The 21366-nt window shown below is 44.0% G+C and carries 14 protein-coding genes; 6 read left to right on the top strand and 8 right to left on the bottom strand.

The window, feature by feature from the left end:
- Positions 1–241: 241 nt before the first annotated feature.
- Positions 242–2392 carry a S8 family peptidase gene (locus QSH61_RS02065; protein ID WP_206471796.1) on the top strand — a complete coding sequence of 717 codons (2151 nt, stop codon included), beginning with the start codon at positions 242–244 and terminating at the stop codon, positions 2390–2392.
- 619 nt (positions 2393–3011) lie between these two features.
- Here the strand turns inward: QSH61_RS02065 and QSH61_RS02060 are convergent.
- From QSH61_RS02060 to prlC, 4 genes are all read right to left on the bottom strand, one after another.
- Positions 3012–4934, bottom strand: a complete 1923-nt coding sequence (locus tag QSH61_RS02060) for a methyl-accepting chemotaxis protein (protein WP_206471795.1) — start codon at positions 4932–4934, stop codon at positions 3012–3014.
- A 162-nt stretch (positions 4935–5096) separates the two neighbouring features.
- The gene (locus QSH61_RS02055) at positions 5097–5852 is read right to left on the bottom strand and encodes a class I SAM-dependent methyltransferase (protein WP_206471794.1); all 756 of its coding nucleotides are present in this window, start codon (positions 5850–5852) and stop codon (positions 5097–5099) included.
- Between the two features lie 74 nt (positions 5853–5926).
- Complete coding sequence (locus tag QSH61_RS02050; protein WP_206471793.1) at positions 5927–7078, bottom strand: response regulator; 1152 nt, start codon at positions 7076–7078, stop codon at positions 5927–5929.
- A 126-nt stretch (positions 7079–7204) separates the two neighbouring features.
- Positions 7205–9244, bottom strand: coding sequence for an oligopeptidase A (prlC, locus tag QSH61_RS02045; RefSeq protein WP_206471792.1), 2040 nt, complete (start codon positions 9242–9244; stop codon positions 7205–7207).
- 168 nt (positions 9245–9412) lie between these two features.
- Between prlC and gorA the strand changes: the two genes are divergently transcribed.
- A complete protein-coding gene (gene gorA, locus QSH61_RS02040; RefSeq protein ID WP_095729736.1) occupies positions 9413–10771 on the top strand; it encodes a glutathione-disulfide reductase in 1359 nt (452 codons plus the stop codon).
- 114 nt (positions 10772–10885) lie between these two features.
- Here the strand turns inward: gorA and QSH61_RS02035 are convergent, their stop codons facing one another.
- Complete coding sequence (locus tag QSH61_RS02035; protein WP_206471791.1) at positions 10886–12709, bottom strand: alpha/beta hydrolase; 1824 nt, start codon at positions 12707–12709, stop codon at positions 10886–10888.
- Between the two features lie 131 nt (positions 12710–12840).
- On the opposite strand from QSH61_RS02035, the gene QSH61_RS02030 reads away from it, so the two are divergent.
- A complete protein-coding gene (locus tag QSH61_RS02030) occupies positions 12841–14814 on the top strand; it encodes a winged helix-turn-helix domain-containing protein (RefSeq protein ID WP_206471790.1) in 1974 nt (657 codons plus the stop codon).
- Positions 14815–14870: 56 nt separating this feature from the next.
- Here QSH61_RS02030 and rpmG read toward each other — a convergent pair whose 3' ends face one another.
- The 3 genes from rpmG to radC form a co-directional block, all read right to left on the bottom strand.
- The gene (gene rpmG / locus QSH61_RS02025; RefSeq protein WP_010364212.1) at positions 14871–15026 is read right to left on the bottom strand and encodes a 50S ribosomal protein L33; all 156 of its coding nucleotides are present in this window, start codon (positions 15024–15026) and stop codon (positions 14871–14873) included.
- 12 nt (positions 15027–15038) lie between these two features.
- The gene (rpmB, locus tag QSH61_RS02020) at positions 15039–15275 is read right to left on the bottom strand and encodes a 50S ribosomal protein L28 (RefSeq protein ID WP_010605890.1); all 237 of its coding nucleotides are present in this window, start codon (positions 15273–15275) and stop codon (positions 15039–15041) included.
- 459 nt (positions 15276–15734) lie between these two features.
- Positions 15735–16409, bottom strand: a complete 675-nt coding sequence (gene radC / locus QSH61_RS02015; RefSeq protein ID WP_010605891.1) for a RadC family protein — start codon at positions 16407–16409, stop codon at positions 15735–15737.
- Between the two features lie 126 nt (positions 16410–16535).
- Here radC and coaBC point away from each other — a divergent pair, with 126 nt between their 5' ends.
- The 3 genes from coaBC (at position 16536) to QSH61_RS02000 (ending at position 21352) form a co-directional block, all read left to right on the top strand.
- Positions 16536–17732, top strand: a complete 1197-nt coding sequence (gene coaBC / locus QSH61_RS02010; RefSeq protein ID WP_206471789.1) for a bifunctional phosphopantothenoylcysteine decarboxylase/phosphopantothenate--cysteine ligase CoaBC — start codon at positions 16536–16538, stop codon at positions 17730–17732.
- 157 nt (positions 17733–17889) lie between these two features.
- Positions 17890–18477, top strand: a complete 588-nt coding sequence (slmA, locus tag QSH61_RS02005) for a nucleoid occlusion factor SlmA (protein ID WP_010376740.1) — start codon at positions 17890–17892, stop codon at positions 18475–18477.
- 106 nt (positions 18478–18583) lie between these two features.
- Positions 18584–21352 carry a S9 family peptidase gene (locus QSH61_RS02000; RefSeq protein ID WP_206471788.1) on the top strand — a complete coding sequence of 923 codons (2769 nt, stop codon included), beginning with the start codon at positions 18584–18586 and terminating at the stop codon, positions 21350–21352.
- Positions 21353–21366: the final 14 nt, after the last annotated feature.

The following is a 21366-nucleotide window of genomic DNA, read 5'->3' as shown; positions in this document are numbered from 1 at the left end:
TTTTGTTTACAGTCATTTACAATGTAACTGAAATTTATTCACTCTCTCACAAATATGAAAAATATTGATTAAAAACAATACAGTAAGAATTTTTTATAGCCATTTATCCATCCACATATAACTAAAAAATTAGTGCAAATAACAAAACAGCGCTTTCTTTTTTTTAACTAGGAGTTTACTTTCACTGACCATCAGCTTTTTATTAACAGCTGAACAACAAGTTAGAAACTAGGGAAACATTATGACAATCAATAAAAACTTTAAGCGCGCTGCACTAAGCATCGCAGTGAGTACATTATTCACAGCAACAGCAGTTACAGCCGCACCAACACAATCAATCGGTCAAGATGCAGCACTTGCAGCAACGGCACAAAAACTATCATCACAAAGCACGCTTGGTACACAGTTCATCATCAAGTACAAAGATGCTAGTTCACAAATGATTAGCCTTTCAGCTGCAGATCTTGCTCCTGCTAAAATGCAACAGCGTGCAGAAAGCTTTGTACAAGGCTTTAAGAGCAGCAAAGCGAGTGCTCGCGCTAAGTACGTACGCCCAATGGCACTTAGCAATCACCACGTTATGCGTGCTGACAAAAAGCTTTCAGCAAAAGAAGCACAGGCGTTCATGAACGAAGTGATGGCTTCTGGTAATGTTGAATACATCGAAATTGACCAAATGTTAAAGCCATTCGCAACGCCTAACGATCCGCGTTATAACGATCAATGGCATTACTACGAAGCTGCTGCTGGTATTAATGCCCCAGCTGCGTGGGATAAAGCGACAGGTCAAGGTGTGGTAGTTGCGGTACTAGATACAGGTTATCGCCCACATTTAGACTTAGATGCCAACATTCTGCCTGGCTATGACATGATCTCTAATACCTTTGTTGCTAACGATGGTGGCGCACGTGACAACGATGCTCGTGACCCTGGTGATGCGGTCACTCGCGGTGAGTGTGGAACTGACTCTTCAGGTCAACCTGTGCCACGCGCAGATCAAGACTCAAGCTGGCATGGTACGCACGTAGCGGGAACGGTTGCTGCAGTAACAAATAATGGCGAAGGTGTAGCTGGTGTTGCTTACGACGCTAAAGTAGTGCCTGTACGTGTTCTTGGTAAATGCGGTGGCTTAACTTCTGACATCGCTGACGGCATCATATGGGCATCTGGCGGCTCGGTATCTGGTGTGCCTGCAAATGCTAACCCAGCTGATGTTATCAACATGAGTTTAGGTGGTGGCGGTGCATGTAGCGCAACTACACAAAATGCAATCAACCAAGCACGTAACAACGGTACAGTCATTGTTATTGCGGCAGGTAACGACAACGATAACTCAGCAAACTACAACCCAGGTAACTGTAATGGCGTAGTAAACGTAGCATCTGTAGGTCGTGATGGTAGCCGAGCTTATTACTCAAACTATGGTGCAAACATCGACGTTGCCGCTCCGGGTGGCGCACAAAGTTTTGCGAATGATCCTGAAGGTATCCTATCTACCCATAACTCAGGCTCTGGTGCACCTTCAAATGATAGCTACCACTATTCACAGGGTACGTCTATGGCGGCACCTCACGTTGCGGGTGTTGCAGCGCTAATCAAGCAAGCAAAACCATCTGCTACGCCTGACGAAGTAGAAACTATCTTGAAAAACACTACACGCAGCTTCGCGGGTAGCTGTTCAAACTGTGGTACAGGTGTTGTTGATGCAGCCGCTGCGGTAAATGAAGCTTTAGGCGATGTTGTCACACCACCTACAGGTAATACGCTTGAAGATGGCGTAGCGAAAACAGGCTTAAGTGGTGCAGCTGGTAGTGATCAGTTCTTCACTTTTGACGTACCTGCAGGTAAAACCAATGTTACCTTCACCATGAGCGGTGGTACTGGTGATGCTGACCTTTATGTAAAGCTTGGCAGTCAACCAACTTCAAGCAGCTATGATTGTCGTCCTTATGAAGGCGGTAATGCCGAGGTTTGTAGCTTTGACGCACCTCAAGCTGGTACATACCATGTAATGATTAACGGTTATAAAGCTTATTCAGGCGTAAGCTTAGTTGCTGCAACTTCGGGCTCTAGCACAGGTGGTCCACAAGCAGGTGGCGGTACAATTGAAGATATTTCAGCTTCAAGCGGTCAGTGGGTGCACTACACAATCGAAGTACCTGAGGGTATGAGCGACTTCACCGTGAAAACGTTTGGTGGCTCAGGTGACGCTGACTTATTCGTTAAGTTTGGCTCACAACCTACAACAAACAGCTATGACTGTCGTCCATATGAAAATGGTAATACCGAGACTTGTGTTATCACTAATCCGCAAGCGGGTACATGGCACCTTAGCATTAATGCTTACCGTACGTTCTCTGGCCTAACGTTAGACGCGCAGTACAAGCCATAAGCAAACATTAGTAGGCTCTGATTGAGTCTCTTTCCCCAACGAGAGGCCGCATTTGCGGCCTTTTTTAATTATTTCGAGTTTAGTTTGTGGGAACGAGTTTACCTCGCGATCTTTTAACTGCTCGCCGCGTGAAGCGGCTCCTACGTTTCGGCTTATACTGTCGAGATAAATCTCGACCTACAAAACTCGCTGGTGGGAACGAGTTTACCTCGCGATCTTTTAACTGCTCGCCGCGTGAAACGGCTCCGACGTTTCAGCTTGCAGCAGTCGAGATAAATCTCGACCTACAACACTCTCTGGTAGGAGCGAGTTTACCTCGCTATCTTTTAACTGCTCGCCGCGTGAAGCGGCTCCTACGTTTTGGCTTATGCTGTCGAGATAAATCTCGACCTACAACACTCGCTGGTAGGAGCGAGTTTACCTCGCGATCTTTTAACTGCTCGCCGCGTGAAGCGGCTCCTACGTTTCGGCTTATGCTGTCGAGATAAATCTCGACCTACAACACTCGCTGGTAGGAACGAGTTTACCTCGCGATCTTTTAACTGCTCGCCGCGTGAAGCGGCTCCTACGTTTCGGCTTATGCTGTCGAGATAAATCTCGACCTACGGCACAATCCTGATTACCGCAGGCCTAAGGTCCCCCTAATCTCCCGCATTTTCTCTTTAAGGCTTTGCTGGATTTGTTGCACTTGCTCATGTGAGCTATTAACCTGACCTTTCATACTATCCATAGCGTGGCCAAAGGTATCTAAGAGGTCTGATTGCTGATTGGCAAGATCCATTGCATGGGCGGCAACTTGGTTGGCGCTTTGTGCGCTCTCTGCCACACCTTCTGAATTGCGTTTCAACTCTTGTGCATGACCAGTTTGCTGCTGTGCCTCATCTGCCAAAGCCGAGATTTGTGTCGATACTTTGTTTGAATTATCACTCAAAACATTTAATTGCTGGTGGATATCAGTCAGTGAGGCTTGTGTTTGCTGTGCAAGCTTTCGTACTTCATCCGCAACGACCGCAAATCCACGGCCATGCTCTCCTGCGCGCGCCGACTCAATCGCTGCGTTGAGCGCGAGTAGGTTTGTTTGTTCTGCGATGGAGCTGATCATATCAATCACTTTACTCACATCTGAAACACCATTAAGTAATTCATTTAAGCTCTCTAATCCCTGCTCTACCCGCTTTTGCGTGGTAGATGAAGCGCTCAACATAGCATCCGCATAGGACACACTTTGTGTCATTGCTTCAAAGGTGTTATTGGCATTGTCGGCAACTTGCGCGTTGATTTGATTGGCATCCGCCCCAAGCGCTCTAAGCGAGTCAAGCTGTGCTTGGTTTTGCTCCACTTGCTCAAACGTGTCTCCAGCTTGTGCAGAAATCTGCGCCAAGTTAGTGTTCATCTCTTCCATAAAGGTATTGATCACACTCAGCATTTCTGAGCGTTCGTCCGCTTCTGCTCGCTGCCTATCAATTAACTGATTAAAGTAACTCGCAATTTCGCCAATTTCAGTGTCTTGGTTTTTACTTTCAATATTGCGTAACTCATTGCTTTCGATTAGCTGAGCAAAGCCATCGCGTAGTTGTCTTAGCGGAGTTAACACTTGATTGAACTGTACAAAATACACACCACCCGCAAGAAGTACGAGTAACCCAATGGCCACACCAAACAGCATAAACACATTGGTTTTTACGTCAGCCTGCTCTGTTTTTAAGTTGGTTTCTGCTTGTAGGATATTCTCTGAGATTGCTTTAATATCACCTCGCAGTGCTAGCATGCCAGCTTGGCGTTGTTTCGACTGCTGTAAGGTATTTTCTAAGTCGCGGGCATAACGTTTAGGCCAGCTCACAAGCTCCGCTTTTATTTCTAGCGCTAAATCTTCGGCTTCGGCACCTAAAAATAGCTCGTCTTCGTCTACCTCACTCATTACCCCTAAGTTTTCGAGTCGGTCTATTCGCGCGGCAATATCCTGCAACCGGCTTAAGCTCGACATCAAACTCTGTTCGGTCTGCTGTTCGTAAGCCATGACTAATTGGTAGGTATATAAGCTCAAATTCGAGACTTCGCTAAAGTAGTCTGAAGCAAGATTAAAGTAGGATTCTTTGGCGGCACTATCTTGTGCTTTAATTGCATACTTAACGAGGCTCGATGCTGAACCTGACATTTGCCTAAGCGCATTATCTAACAACGCAAGTTCGTTACCAGAAAGCTTGCCGAGTGCACGGTATTTGCCTGCAATATCTTGTTGTAGTTGTATGAGTTTAGTTTTAAGTTGCTCAGCAAGTGCAGGTGGCAACTGCTCTACACTTTGCTGTAATGCTTTGATTTGTTCATCGGCCTTATTTAAATACTGGCTATCGCCCGCACTCAAGTAATCTTCTACTGTACCCTCAAGCTCGATGATCACCGCATTTTTAACTTGATTGTAAGCGGCGTCTTGCGCATCAAGTTCAGTTAATACTTGGCTCGCCCAAAACAGACTCACCCCAAGTAGAATACTCGCTGTCGTCAATAATATTGCCAATAACCGAGTAAAAGTAGACACGCGCATAGAATCACAACCCCTTTATCAAAATGCTCCGCAAGAGTATTAAGGATTTATGACAACTTGATTAAATCTGGTTACCTTTCCTGTGCAATAGTACAAAACCATACTTTTTGCGTATATCCATCTAGATATCTGCTGCACAAAATTAAATCAGGTAGTAGTGTGCTATTTCATTGCGGCATTAACATAAACGTCAAAGCGGTTTTTCTTGGTTTTTATTTGCATACTTGGCGTTTTTTCATTTAAGAAGCCAGCGTAGTCTGGACGTTTTACCACCACCCTTTTTGTGGCTAACTGCAAAGCAAAAGGCAAAAGCGCGTCCGCATCCAAGTCATTGCCAACTAAATCTTGGAATACACGCATTTCTTTTTTCACTTGCGCTGACTTTTCACGATGCGGGAACATAGGATCAAGATACACTACATCTGGACGCCAACCTGCTTGCTCTAGCAAGTCATGGCTGGAGCCAAACTCCAATCGCATAGTTGACTGTACCCATTCGCCAATTTCAGCATCTTGATAGGCACGTTGCAAGCCATCGTATAACAACGCTGCGACTACCGGGTTACGCTCGTGTAGCACGACTTTGCAACCCATAGACGCAAGTACAAAGGCATCGCGTCCAAGTCCTGCTGTCGCATCCAAGACCGTAGGCACAGCACCTTTATTTAAGCCCACCGCTTTTGCAATTGCTTGCCCTTTACCACCACCAAATTTGCGTCGATGAGCAACTGCGCCAGTCACAAAATCAACACGGATAGCGCCGAGCTTTGGTTCATCTTTTTTGAATAATTGTAAGCCTAGCTCATCATAAACCAATTGAAACTCCGCCTCGTTAATATTAAGCGCGGATAAATTAAACAGCTTAGTTAGCGTATTTAGGTAGGATCTGTTTTCTTCAAAAGGGGTGTGAATATACAAGCTAAGCTCCCAAGGGTTACCAACCGTGGCAGTATACCCCTTTCCCTTTCTAGTGTCTTTGATTATCCAGTGGCTTAAAACAGTTCAATATCAGCCTGCGACGCCACTTCATCCTCACCCCAAGGTTTCGCTATTTTGTTTAAACTCTCTATAAGCTGCTGGCGTACCTCAGTCACTTCTCCTAACTTATATTTAATTATGGTTAGCTCATCGCTTAAATAAGTGAAATGCTCATAGAGTTCTTGCAACCGTTCTCTTTCACTTGGTTCTAAGACTGCAAGCTTGTCGCTTTCCAGCACCATCTGAAACTCAGCAACTTTGCCACTGTAATGATCGCCAACGCCGCTTAAATGATCGCTTAGCTCAGCAAATACTTGCCCTATATGCTCCACTTTCTTAAGTGCATCTTCACTGACTTCCATGTCTCTGATTTTGGCATCAGTGGCTTCCAGTATGTGCGGAAATAAGTCTTTATAACGACCATAAACGGCAACATCGTCCACTGGCATGTTCTTAATCAGTAAAGAGACTTTAGGATAGTTAATTATGGTTCTGCGACCAAAATCAACAAAACGACTGCTATCTTTGTGTTTCTCAAATAGCTCTTGCTCTATCGGTTGGATCGCTCCCTCGCTGGAGTAAAACATCGCGTCTTGGTGATACCAAAAAGCCACCGCAACATCGAGCTCCATCGGCATAAAAAACTCTAAAAAATGAGCGCTCAACGTATTGAGATCATGCGCGTGATACGACTGCCCAACGTAGCGCATTATACGGCCCATATCACCAGAGTCAGTCATGGCTATTTCAGCTGTGGTTTGAGCGCGCTGTACATCTTGTTTTAGCTGCGACGAGATTTTTCGATAGTCATCAAGGACATTAATACGCGCTAACAACTCTTCAGCGTTAAAAGGTTTGACTATATAGTCTGCGGCACCAGCGTTATAGCCCCGCATTCGCTCTGAAATATCGGCACGAGAAGACAAAAACATTACAGGGATCTCTGTAGTGTCCTCTAGTTTTTTGAGTTGCTCACATACCTCAAAGCCCGACAGCCCTGGCATCTCGACATCAAGCAAGATAATATCCGGACGATATTTTTTAGCCAACCGCAAGCCTTCCTCACCATTTTTCGCATGTAATATTTTGCATGTCCGCGATAGCGCCTCATCAACAATGTGATGGACGAGTTTGTCATCATCAATGGCAAGAACCAGTTTCGTCATGTGGCTTTCCCTATTAATTCATATCTTTATAGAATAGTCAGAGATATTGAATTTGCTAACAAAAAGTCACACTTTCTAAGACAAAAAAAACGCCTTCAGAAGAAGGCGCTTAGAGTGGAAATATAACTAGGCGGCGATCCCGCTGTGGCGTAGTAACGCATCCACTTTTGGCTCTCGACCACGGAAGCGGGTAAACAGCACCATTGGCGCTTCCGATCCACCCTTTTCAAGAATGTGATACATAAATTCACGCCCGGTTTGTGGGTTGAATATCCCTTCTTCTTCAAACTTAGAAAACGCATCCGCAGACAGCACTTCTGCCCACTTATAAGAGTAGTAACCCGCGCTATAGCCACCAGCAAAAATGTGGCTAAAGCTATGTTGGAAACGATTAAACTCAGGCGCTTTAACAACTGCAGTACGCTCACGCACCGCATTAAGCGTTGCTTGAATTTGGCAATCCGTGTTTGGCTCAAAGTCTGCGTGAATATGAAAATCAAACAACGAAAACTCCAACTGACGCAGCATTTGCATGGCTGATTGGAAGTTCTTTGCCGCCAGTAACTTGTCTAACATTTCTTTTGGTAACGGTTCACCCGTTTCATAGTGTCCTGAAATAAAGTTCAGCGCTTCTTCTTCATAGCACCAGTTCTCTAAAAACTGACTTGGCAGCTCAACCGCATCCCATGCCACACCATTAATACCAGCAACCGGCGCGGCATCTACTTGCGTTAGCATGTGATGAATACCGTGACCAAACTCATGGAATAAAGTGGTTACTTCATTATGGGTAAATAGCGCAGGTTTATTGCCAACAGCTTTATTAAAGTTACACACTAAATAAGCGACAGGAGTCTGCAACTCACCATTTGCGCGTACTTTTCGGCCCATGCAGTCATCCATCCAGGCACCACCACGCTTATGTTCACGAGCATATAGGTCGAGATAGAAATGACCACGCAACTCACCTTTATCATCATGAATAGCAAAAAAGCGTACATCTGGATGATAAGTATCAACGTCTTTGACTTCACTCACACGGATCCCAAACAGGCGATTTACGGTTTCAAATAAACCGGCAAGTACCTTATGCTCAGGGAAGTAAGGGCGCAGCGCTTCATCAGAAATGGCATACTTGGCTTGTTTTAACTTTTCGCCATAATATGCGTAGTCCCAAGGTTTTAACTCAGTTACACCGTGTTCTTTATTCGCAAAGTCACGTAGTTCAGTCACTTCTTGCTCGGCTTGTGGTTTTGACTTAGCGGCCAGGTCATTCAAAAACGTAAATACTTGCTCTGGCGTCTCAGCCATTTTGGTTGCCAATGATTTTTCTGCAAAACTAGAAAAGCCAAGCAACTGAGCCAGTTCGTGTCTAAGTGTAAGTGCTTCATGCATAATCGCTGAGTTATCAAACTCTCCAGCATTAGGCCCTTGATCAGAAGCACGGGTTACAAACGCACGATAAGCCTCTTCACGGAGCATTTGGTTATCTGCGTAAGTCATCACAGGAAGATATGAAGGGAAATCTAGCGTAAATACCCAGCCTTCTAATCCTTTGGCTTCAGCAGTATGAGCGGCAAGCGCTAAAGCCGACTCTGGTAGCCCTGCTAATTCTGACTCGTCAGTAATATGCTTTTGCCATGCCTGAGTGGCATCCATTACATTGTTGCCAAACTTTGATGCCAGCTCCGACAGCCGTGCCACTATTTCGCCATAACGCTTTTGCTTAACTGGCTCAAGTGCAATGCCCGACAATTGGAAATCACGTAGGGCATTATCTACAGAGGTCTGTTGAGCAATCGTTAAGTTACTAAATTCAACCGATTCTTTTACCGCTTTATAGGCTTCATACAACCCTTGGTGCTGACCAACATAAGTAGAATATTCAGAAATTAATGGCAGACACTCATCATAAGCTTTACGTAACGCTTCTGAATTTACTACTGAGTGCATATGTGAGACTGGTGACCACATACGATTCAATTTATCGTCTGACTCTTCTAAAGGCAGTACAAAACTGTCCCACGTATAGCTTGGTTGTGCTAAAACAGTGTCGATAGTTTCACGACAGTGCGCAATGGCAGATTTTAATGCTTCAACAATATGTTCAGGCTTAATTTTCGAAAAAGGAGGCAATCCTTCTAGCCCGATTAATGGGTTACTCATGGGCACGCTCTTTATTTTCTAATCTAATATTGAGGTTGAAATAAGGGTGAATGACCGCATTTACAAGTATCTGAACAGATTTTTGCTTAATATCGGTCTTCGGTTGTGCACTTGTGCTATTTAAAGTAGTAGGGTTTAAGCAAAACAAATAATTGGCGAGGAATTTTTATGGCTCAACATTTTGACTATATCGCAATCGGTGGTGGTAGCGGCGGGATCGCATCTGCAAACCGAGCGGCGATGCGAGGTGCCAAGGTGGCATTAATTGAAGCAAAGCACTTAGGCGGTACTTGTGTAAACGTGGGCTGCGTTCCAAAAAAAGCGATGTGGCATGGTGCTCAAGTTGCTGAAGCCATTAAACTATACGCACCAGATTATGGTTTTGATGTTGAACTAAAGAACTTCGATTGGGGTAAACTCGTTGAGAGCCGCGAAGCCTACATTGGCCGTATTCACCAAGGTTACAACGGCTACCTAGCGAAAAATGGCGTCACCGTGATCAATGGCTTTGCTAAGTTTGTTGATAACAACACCATTGAAGTCAATGGTGAGCACTACACTGCCGATCATATCAATATTACCGTAGGTGGCCGCCCAACGATCCCTAATATTCCAGGCGCTGAGCACGGTATCGATTCAAACGGTTTCTTTGAGCTTAAAGAGCAACCTCGCCGCGTAGCGGTTGTGGGCGCGGGTTATATCGCGGTAGAGCTTGCGGGCGTATTGCACAGCTTGGGCACAGAAACCCATCTATTTGTTCGTAAGCACGCCCCTCTTCGTAACTTTGATCCTATCTTGGTTGAAACCTTAACTGAGGTAATGGAAAAAGAAGGTCCAACGCTGCACACTCACGCAGTACCACAGTCAGTGACCAAAGAAGAGGATGGCTCAGTCACCTTACATCTTGAGAATGGTGAGTCTTACACCGTAGACAAACTGATCTGGGCAATTGGTCGTGAACCAATGACAGATCTTATCAACCTCGCTGCGACAGATGTAGAAACCACGCCTAGCGGCCATATTAAAGTCGACGAATGGCAAAACACCTCAGCCAAAGGTATCTACGCGCTCGGTGATATTATGGATGGTGGTATAGAGCTAACTCCGGTAGCCGTAAAAGCAGGTAGAATGCTAGCCGAGCGCCTATTCAATCCGGAATTGCCAAACGCAAAAATGGATTACGATCTAGTCCCTACCGTCGTCTTTAGCCACCCACCGATTGGCACAATTGGTCTAACAGAACCAGAAGCGGAAGAAAAGTACGGTAAAGACAACATCAAGGTCTATACCTCTACCTTTGCTGCAATGTACACCGCGGTCACTCAGCACCGCCAACCGTGTCGTATGAAACTTGTATGCGCAGGCCCAGAAGAAACCGTAGTGGGCCTACACGGCATCGGCTTTGCCGTAGATGAGATGATCCAAGGTTTCGCCGTTGCAATGAAGATGGGCGCAACCAAAGCAGACTTTGACTCGGTAGTCGCGATACACCCAACCGGCTCCGAGGAATTTGTTACTATGCGGTAATAGACTGATTTAATTCATTAGGTTTTAAAAATAAAACGCGAGCGGCAGACAAGCTCGCGTTTTTTATATGTTAACTCAACGACTTAAGCGTTCATCGAGCAAATTGGATAGGTGTCATTGGTTCGCAAGCTCAGTCAATGCCTGCTTAATAAGCTCAGGGTGGGTAAATGGGATCAGGTGCTCAGTTGATGATATTGGTAAATACTGCCCACCACTGGTTTCAGCAACTTCTTGTGACCATTTTCTCCCCTCAGCCTCCCATTTTATTAGATTGGCTTTCGCTTCTTCAGAGTCTGCATTTGCAATATCTAGTTTTTCAAACTCACTATCTATCACTGAAATAGGAATGCTGCTGTCTGGCTGCCAGTTTCTTACTAACTCCAAGTCATCATGGTAGTTCATCATTTCGTGTACTCGAGTAAGTTGAGCTGCGACACCGTGGCGGGTTTGCATTATGTGATTGAAATATTGCCAATCCATGTAGTCTGCAAACTTATTCCCTTCCAGCAAAGCTTCAATGTGCGCCTGCTCTTCAGCTATTTTGCTATCCATCTTTTCTTGCCAATTACCAGCAGCAACATGATCAATCAAGTCTTGTCCGTATTGACGATAAACATCAACTGGGTAACCTTGATACTGAGCAATAGAATGTGGCAGTAAAATATCTGGGTCTAACCACAACATGCTTGCTATCTTTTGCTTAAACTCCTGTGATTTTTGCATCGCAATTAGCGGCACTGAATTACTATTTGCGTAACTCAACAAATGCACATCACTGAGATTGAGCTTTTCAAATAGTACAGGGAGGTCGTGTGCAAATTTATTCATGGAAGGTGTGTCATCAACACTACTTAATCCCTGCCCTAGCCTATCAATGACGTAAACATTAAAACTCTCTGCCAAGTAAGGCTGTAGTAACGCGAACCAAGCACTATCACTATGAAAATGCATATTCGCACCCGAGAGCATGACCACGGTTGGCTTATCTGCATGCTGCTTTAATTGCCGAACATGGTAATAATCGTTGTTTACTGCGATAAGATCAGAGCCTTGGGGCAGCACATAACGGCTTGTCGACTCAAAAAATGTCACTATCGATTCGGTGGTTTGAACAGGTGGTAAATTCCAACTATGACGAGCACCGTCTACACTAATGAGCTGCGTTTGAATATTGCGATTAGGATAGTGAGTTAACGTCACGCCTTCCGCTATTTCTTCATCAACAGATAAAGCAGCCTCATAGTTTAGATTAGCAATAATTTTAATCGCTTGAGGTGACGAGAGTAGCCCAAAATTTGCGTGACTTTTGCCATTATAGGGCAATACTGAGTCTGCTTTACCGTGCATAATTCGGTAGTTTGTAGGTGTCGAAAAATTACAGCTATCACCTAATTGGTAGGACATAGGTGCAGCAACCGTTACTATCGCATTAAACGTCTCCGAGCGGTTACATAATAAGTTTTGTACAAATAATCCGCCTTGAGAAAAGCCGGTCGCATAAATTTCACCGTCAATGACATCATATTTGGCTTTTATTTCTGCAATCATCTGACCAACAAAGCCTAAGTCATCTACACCTAAACGATGTGCCTTGTTACAACCACAGCCTTCATTCCACTCTTCGTTTTTTGATTTGGGATAAACGACTATATAATCATCGTTTTGTTCATGTAGCTTGGTTAAACCTGCCATACCGTAAGCAGTGCCTCCAGAACCATGAAAGGCTAACATCAGCTTGTACGCTTTATGTGGCTTTTCAATCGGCTTCATATAATAGTAACGCTCATTGAGTTGATGAACCTCCAGACCATTTACGGGCTTTAACACTCCATCGTCATTGCTTAACGCCTTTTTGCTGTCGCTACTGCTGCCACAGCCCGCGACTAAAGCTGCGAGTGTTAAACCTAACGCCTGTTTTAAAAACATTCGACTTGTCATGTTGGCCATTCCTATTTTATTGTTTTCATGTACTCTAAATACTTTGAAAAAGAGCGCGACGAATTCACATGAAATCGTTGTGAGGAATTCCTTACCAATAAATATAAACAATATAATCAAAGGGATAATAAATGCGCTATGAGATTGCAGCCATTCGGTTTGATACGGTTAATCGAACGCTGACGAGTAGCACAGACTCCATCAGACTTGAGCCTAAGCCATACTTATTGCTACAAACCTTAATTGCAGCAAATGGTAATGTTGTTTCGCGCGATAAGCTCATTGCAGAAGTGTGGCAAGGTCGCGTAGTCACAGAAAGCGCAATCAATAAAGCCGTGTCGACATTGCGCCAGTATATGAATAAATTAGATGGTAAAACTGAGTATATAGAGACTATCCCTACCCTTGGATACCGACTGATTCCCGCAGTCACAAGTCATACTCCGGCAACAATAAGTAAGAGCAGCTCCCGGATCGCGCCACTTTTGGGTGTTTCTCTACTTATTACCAGCGTATGTGCGTTTATTGCCTATCAGTTCATGCAGCCAGCGCAAAATAACGAACCACTCCTACCACAAAAATTAACGAGCCAGAGCGGTATCGAGCTGCAGTTAAGTAGCGCGCCTCAATATAAAAGCTTTAGCTACCTGCATCCTACCGGCACTCAGCAATCGGAGTTATGGCTCAATCACAGCAAGCAAAATAGAAAGCTGTTTTCTGGCAACATCAGCACACAAGCCTTAAGCTCAGACGCCAAACACATTGCCTATATCGACGATGATAATGGCTGTACCGTAAAACAGTTTGATATCGCGCAGGCACGGCACACGACGCTATTCTCTTGCCACCCTATCGAAAACATTAAACTAATATGGGGCGCAAATCCGCACGAAATCATTTATCGAAAACGCACAAATATACATAGTGGATACGGCCTTTACCGTTTCGACTCGAATACAAAGCAGCATATCCAGTTAACGCTTCCTCCAATCTCAGGAAACCTCAGGGGCGACCATCTATTTAGCTTATCCACAACTAAAGACCAACTCGCCGCCGCACGCTATCTTGGAGAAGATAAGCACGAACTGACGGTGTACGATTACCCAAGCATGTCAGTCAAGAGCACCGTTAAGTTACCTTATAATCTCACGGCACTGACTTGGTCTGCTAGCGGTCAATCTATTTACTTTAGCGCAGGCAGTAGCATTTATCGCGCTGATATAAAATCGAGCAAAGTAAAACTGCTTCACAAGCTCACAGCACCAATCGAAAGCCTAGTATTACAAGATAACAATGAGACCCTGCTCTTTAATCAATATAAGTTAACTAGCCTAATTCACCTTTTCGACGTATCGGAGCAAACCTTTTCACCACTTGTTGATAATCAGGCGTTGAATCGCTTACCTCGCGCAAATCAAATGCCGCAAGTTTGGTATATTTCGGATCACGGCGCGCATTCCGCTTTATGGTCTATCAACACTGAAACACAACAACACACTCAAGTTCACTTGCCTCACATTTTTAACTTTCAACGTTATCAACTCAACAATGACGCTTCTAAAATACTTTTTGAATATCAAGACGCCATTTACCAGTTTGCTATCAACAGTCAAAAAACAATGCAACTTATAGGTACTGAGCTTAAGCCTTACGTTGCCAATTACAGCCAAGATGACCATGAAATCATTTACAGCAGTGAACGCTCTGGTAGTTGGCAGTTATGGTCTCTAAATCTAATAACAAACCAACATCAGCAACTTACAACACAAGGTGGCTACAGCGGCTACAAGCTTAATAATGTGTTGTATTTTACCAAGTTTACACAGCCCGGAATTTGGCAACTGGAAGACGGGCAAGAGTCTGTAGTTGTGACGGATGTACCGGTGAGAAATTGGCTGAATTGGCGGCTCAGAGATAATGCGCTTTACTATGAAAAAGACAAAAGTATTTGGCGATTTGACCTGAAGGCTAAACAAAAAAAGTTGTATTTCACCCCGCCACAACGCTTTATTGGGCAGTTTGATATATTACAAAATGGCGATGTGGTTTTCAGTGAGCTGAAGCAACCAAGTGGAGAGCTTTGGCAATTAGCCGTAAAAAATTAAAGTACAAACACAAAAAACCCAGCCGAGGCTGGGTTTTTATTGATTCTTGAAACGAATTACTTGATTTTCGCTTCTTTGAAGATCACGTGTTTACGAACCTTAGGGTCGAACTTTTTGATCTCCATTTTTTCAGGCATGTTACGCTTGTTCTTGTCGGTAGTGTAGAAATAACCAGTACCAGCAGTTGAAACTAAACGGATCTTATCACGCATGATTTAAGCTCCTTAAATTTTTTCGCCGCGAGCACGGATATCTACTAATACCGCGTCGATGCCTTTTTTATCGATAATACGCATACCTTTAGTAGTAGTGCGTAGAGAAACGAAACGCTTTTCGCTTTCAACCCAAAAACGGTGTGTTTGTAGGTTAGGTAGGAAGCGACGCTTAGTAGCGTTGCGCGCGTGCGAACGGTGGTTACCAACCACTGGGCGCTTACCTGTAACTTGACAGACTTTAGACATGTCTATGTATCTCCAATAACTTCGCTCGAGCTTAATTTTCCCTTAAAGGCCTTTTAACTGCGTGCCCTAGGTAAAATCAAAGGGCGCTCTTTATACAGTATCTACAGGCAGAGATCAAGGATCTGATCCTACTGAAATCAGCTCATGGGTAAATTTGATAGCGGCCAATTATAATGATCCGAAGCCCACTAGGAAAGTAAAAACTGCATTTAAATTGAACTAATTTATAAAATTTATACAAATATGCTGATTTAACGAGCAAATTTCTTTTTTGGCCCTTTCTACATCGTAATTTTCACTGTTTAATTTTCGTGCTTATACGTATATTTGGGCTGCAACACTCCACCAGCTACCTCACACTTCGAGTAAAAGCTGAGTGATCAAGCTCCATTCCATTTTGCTCAATTCAAAAGGACAACTTGAGAAAGCGAAACCCACCTGATAAAACAGCAACTCAGCTTAAATCAGTCCTCGTTCGGCAAACGAAATACAATGACTTCCGGCGACGATTAAATGGTCAAGTACATTAATATCGACCAGTGCCAAGCCTTGCTGCAATTTTTTCGTGATGAGTTTATCCGCTTCGCTGGGCTCTGCTACGCCCGATGGGTGGTTATGGGCAAAAATCACGGCTGCACAGTGGTATTTTAGTGCCGCCTTTACTACTTCTCTTGGATAAACCGAAGCCGCGTTAATTGTGCCGTGAAACAACACTTCATCTTTTATCAGTCGATTTTGGTTGTCTAGATACAGCACCATAAACACTTCATGCCCAAGCCCACGTAGTTGAGCACTCAAATAGTCACGTACCGCTGTCGGGTTTTGAAATACCGTTTCTCTTAAGCACTCTTCTTTTAGATAACGCCGGCTTAACTCCAAAACGGCCTGTAACTGAGTGTATTTGGCAACGCCTAAGCCTTTTAACGCTGAAAACTCTTCTAATGAGGCATTGAATAAACGCTGTAACGTTTGCTGTTCTTGTAACAGGGATTCGGCAAGCTCTATGGCATTTAATCCTTTGATCCCAGTGCGTAAAAAGATAGCCAATAACTCGGCATTTGATAATGCCTCAGGGCCTTGCTCTATTAACTTTTCTCTTGGCCGTGCGGATTTGGGTAAGGCTGATATTTGCATAATTTTTCCTTTTATGTGTTTGCCTCCATGGCATCCAAAGTGTAGCTACCAAAAAGTGAGAATTCAAAAATTATCACCGACTGTGATATCTTTAGTTTATTGATACTGTGATCGTATAAAACAAACATGCAAAGAAATAAACGCCTCTTACTTGGGATCAGCGGTGGTATCGCTGCTTACAAATGCGCAGAACTCGTTCGCCGCCTAAAAGAACAGCAAATAGATGTCAAAGTGGTGATGACTGAGTCTGCTAAGCACTTTATCACGCCACTGACAATGCAGGCGGTCTCTGGTGAAATCGTTTCTGACTCTTTGCTTGACCCACAAGCAGAAGCATCAATGGGGCATATCGAATTTGCAAAATGGGCAGACCTAGTGCTGGTTGCTCCAGCGACCTCAAATATCCTCGCCAAAATGGCAGCAGGTATTGCGGATGATTTACTGACCACATTACTGCTCGCAACGCCCGCGCCTGTTGCCGTAGCGCCGGCAATGAATCAACAGATGTATGCACATCTATCGACTCAAGCAAACCTCAATACCCTTGCATCACGCCATGTCCAAATCTGGGGACCCGGTAAAGGCGAGCAAGCCTGCGGAGATGTAGGCGCAGGACGCATGCTTGAACCCCATGAGTTGGTGCAACTGTGTTTAGCTGCACTTCGCCCTACTGAGCACGTATTAGCAGGAAAAACGGTAACTATTACTGCAGGACCGACACGCGAAGCATTAGATCCGGTGCGCTTTATTACTAACCACAGTTCAGGAAAAATGGGCTTTAGCCTTGCTGAGGCGGCAAAGGCTTTAGGTGCAAGCGTAAATCTGATCGCAGGCCCGGTTTCACTGAATACCCCCACAGGAATTACTCGAATTGATGTAGAAAGTGCTGAGCAGATGCAACAAGCTGCACTCGAATATGCCGTACAATCGGATATTTTTATCGGCTGCGCGGCGGTCGCTGATTACCGTGCAGCCACCGTTGCCGAGCAAAAGATTAAAAAGCAAGGCGATGAAATCACACTAACATTGGTTAAAAACCCCGATATCATCGCCAATGTCGCAGCACTAAAACAATCTCGTCCTTATACCGTTGGCTTTGCCGCTGAGACGCAGAATGTCGCCGAATATGCGCAAGGAAAATTGATAAATAAAGGATTGGATATGATCTGTGCGAATGATGTATCGGATAGCACAGGTGGTTTTAATTCTGATAACAACACATTGACCCTATATTGGAAAAAAGACCGACTTGAGCTCCCTCACTCTAGCAAAAAAGAGTTAGCACTTACTGTCATGCAAGCTATTGCCGAAAAGATAAAATAACCTTCATGTAAAAGACTGGAAAGAAACTGAATAAAACATTAACATGATACCCCGATAACGTGTAAACGAGTCGGGGTTTGCACTTCTGCGCATCACTCTCTGTGCTTAATAAACCCGGCAAAAACAATATAACAATTAGAAAAATAAGGGAAATTTCATGCCAGCGACAAAACGTAGTAATCGCAAAGAGCAAATTCTTCAATCACTCGCACAAATGTTGGAAACCAGCCCAGGACAACGTATCACCACAGCTAAACTCGCTGCTGAAGTCGGGGTTTCAGAAGCTGCGCTTTATCGCCACTTTCCAAGTAAAGCGAGAATGTTTGAGGGGCTTATTGAGTTCATCGAAGATACGTTGCTGTCACGCATTAATTTAATCCTAGAAAACGAAAAAGAAACTCGTAACCGGATCTACAACATTCTTACTCTACTCCTAGCCTTTGCAGAGAAAAATCCTGGCATCACACGTATCTTAACGGGAGATGCACTACAAGGTGAGCAAGAACGTTTACGTGAACGAGTTCAAAGCTTATTTGAAAAGCTTGAGACACAATTCAAACAAGTTTTAAGAGAGCGCAAGCTGCGAGAAGGTAAGGCATTCACGAGTGAAGAAAGTGTACTGGCTAACTTATTCTTAGCTTTTGTTGAAGGTAAGATGAACCAGTTTGTAAGAAGTGACTTTAAAGCAAAACCAACCGCGCAATTCGATAAACAGTGGGTTGAGCTTGAGAAAATCTGGCTTTAAACACCTGCGGCTAGCCGCTTAAATACATCCGCACACCGCAGAGCATTTTAGTTTCACTGTTAAAAGTGATAAAAACACAATAAATAAAGACTAAAATGCTCTAGATATGACTCTAAAACTCTCTCTTCTAAGTGCGGCACTTTTTAGTGTAAGCAGCTTAGCAGCTAAACCCAGCCTTGAATTTAAAGACGTTTTTGATTTTCGTTACCCACAAGGTACAGTAATCTCCGAACAAGGTACATTCCTCGGCCTAAGTGCAAAGCCTTACCGTGGTGACAGCGAAGGCCAAGTGTATTCTCTCGACAATAAAGCACTGATTGCATCAGTTCCCCGTGGTACAAATCCAGTTATCAATAAAGGCGCTCAATGGGTTGGTTTTACCCAACGCCCTACCCTACTTGAAAAAGAAACTGCAGATAAAAAGAAGAAAAAAACGCTAAAGAACAACTTAGTGTTGGTGAACACCACAACCAAAGCACAACAAACTTTTAGCTCAGTTAAAGATTATCAACTTTCAGATGATGGCCTGTGGCTGGTGTATCGTGAGGATGCAAAAAAAGGCGACAAAAAGTCAGACGCAAAAGCGAATACAGACGAGCAAACTGATGAACTCAAAATCAGTGCAGATAAGGGTGATGACGCCTTAACGCTTGTAGTGCTGAACCTTTCTCACAATGAAAGTACTCGCTATGACAATATCGCAGCATACAAAGTTGCACCAAATAGTAACGCGATACTGGTCAATCAGCGCAGTGAGGATGGCAGTAAAAACCGTGTTGCTGTTATTGACTTAGCAAGCAATCAAATCACGAGTCTTATTGATGAGCCTGGTGTCACTTTGGGAGACATTGCTTGGCAACCTAACTCACAACAAGTCGCTTTTTATTTGGGTAATTATGTCAACGATGACAAACGCCGTCGCAACTACCAGCTCAAATTATGGTCTCCAACAAGCAATAAAATTACCGACATCCACAACCCAAGCGGTTGGTTTTCAGGTAAGACAGCATCAATCAAATGGTCTGAAGATGGCTCACGACTATTTTTTGAAAATCGTCCACAGCTTGAAGAAAAAGCCAAAGTGCTTAAATACACAGATGAAAGCTCACTTTTTGATTACGATACCATTCGCCAGCAAAAAGGCTTAAAGGTTTGGCACAATGCCGATCCTGAAATCAAAACTAGAGAAATAAAAACATGGAACGAAAGCCGCCGAGATCAACATTATCAAGCGGTTTACCACGTAAATGGCGAGCGTGTAGTACAGCTTGAAAACCTTCAGGTGCCTTCTATTTCACTTCACACAAACGCAAACTTTGTGCTGGGCAGTGACGATACACCATACCTAAAGCAAATCATGTACAAAGGGTTTTATCGCGACTACTACAGCGTTGATATCGATAATGGTGATAAACAACTCATCGTTAAAGAAAGTTCAAACCGCCCTACTGTCGCGCCTGACGGTAAACATGCTGCCTATTTCGACGGTGAACAAGTCTGGTTGAAGTCGCTATCCACTCAACAGCTTACCCCAGTAAGCAAAGCGGTTAAAAACGCACTATTCGCGGATGATAAACATGATAAGCCAGAACCAAATAAAGGGTTTGGATTTGCTGGTTGGCAGCTCAATGGCTCGACGCTCTACGTCTACAGTAAATATGATATTTGGGCATTTGATACCAAAACAGCAAAAGCAACTCGGCTAACCGACGGCTATAAGACCCAAACACAATACCGCATTGAGTATAAAGATAAGGACAAACTAGGCTTTAACCCAGACGATACCTTACTGTTAAGTGCGCACAACCTCGAAAATAAACAAACGCATATTGCAACGCTTTCCCTACAAGATAACAAGTTGCAAACTGTTTTGTCTGGCGAAGCTAAATATAGTGTAGTGAGAAAAGCCAAAGAGGCGGACACTTATATTTTCACAAGACAGTCTTATCAAGAATTTCCTGATTATTGGATATCAGATAGTGGCTTTAATAACCCGTCAAAACTCACAGACTTAAACCCACAACAGCAGACATTTGCTTGGGGCCAAAAACCTGAACTTGTGAAGTACAAAGGCTACGATGGCGAAGATCTTCAAGGCGTGTTAATCAAACCTGCTGATTATAAAGCTGGTGATAAAGTGCCTGTGGTGATTTACTTCTACCGCTATATGAGCCAGCGCATGTATGACTTCCCGAAAATGGTGCTAAACCACAGACCAAACCTGCCAATGTATACCTCAAATGGTTATGCGATATTCTTGCCTGATATTCGTTTTGAAATTGGTCACCCTGGGCGCTCCGCAACACAAACAATGCTCAATGCAGCGCAAGCGCTTATTGATAGAGGTGTTGCTGATCCAGATAAAATTGGCTTGCAGGGCCACTCTTGGGCTGGTTACCAAAGTGCATTTATGATCACACAGACGGATATGTTTAAAGCGGTTGTCTCTGGCGCACCAGTATCCAATATGACCTCTGCTTTCAGTGGGATCCGTTTAGAATCAGGTCTTGCAAGACAGTTCCAGTACGAAACAGGCCAAAGCCGTATCGGTAAACCGTTAACGGAGGCGCCTGAATTATACATAGAGAACTCTCCGGTATTTTACGCGGATAAGGTAAATACACCTATTTTGATCATGTTTGGTGATAAAGATGGGGCGGTTCCTTGGCAAGAAGGTATCCAATACTACTTAGCCCTAAGAAGACATGATAAAGATGCCATTTTCTTACAATACGAAGGTGAACCTCACCATCTGAAAAAGCTGCCTAATCAGTTGGACTATTCAATTCGCATGAAAGAGTACTTTGATTACCACCTGAAAGGGTTGCCACCAGCAGCGTGGATCAAATCAGGCGAGGCATTCATTGCTGAATAGTAATTATTCTGGGT

This window comes from Pseudoalteromonas sp. JC3 (assembly GCF_030291895.1).
Classification (GTDB): domain Bacteria; phylum Pseudomonadota; class Gammaproteobacteria; order Enterobacterales; family Alteromonadaceae; genus Pseudoalteromonas.
Note: the sequence above shows the minus strand (reverse complement) of the source record. Positions and strands in the feature narration are given on the sequence as shown.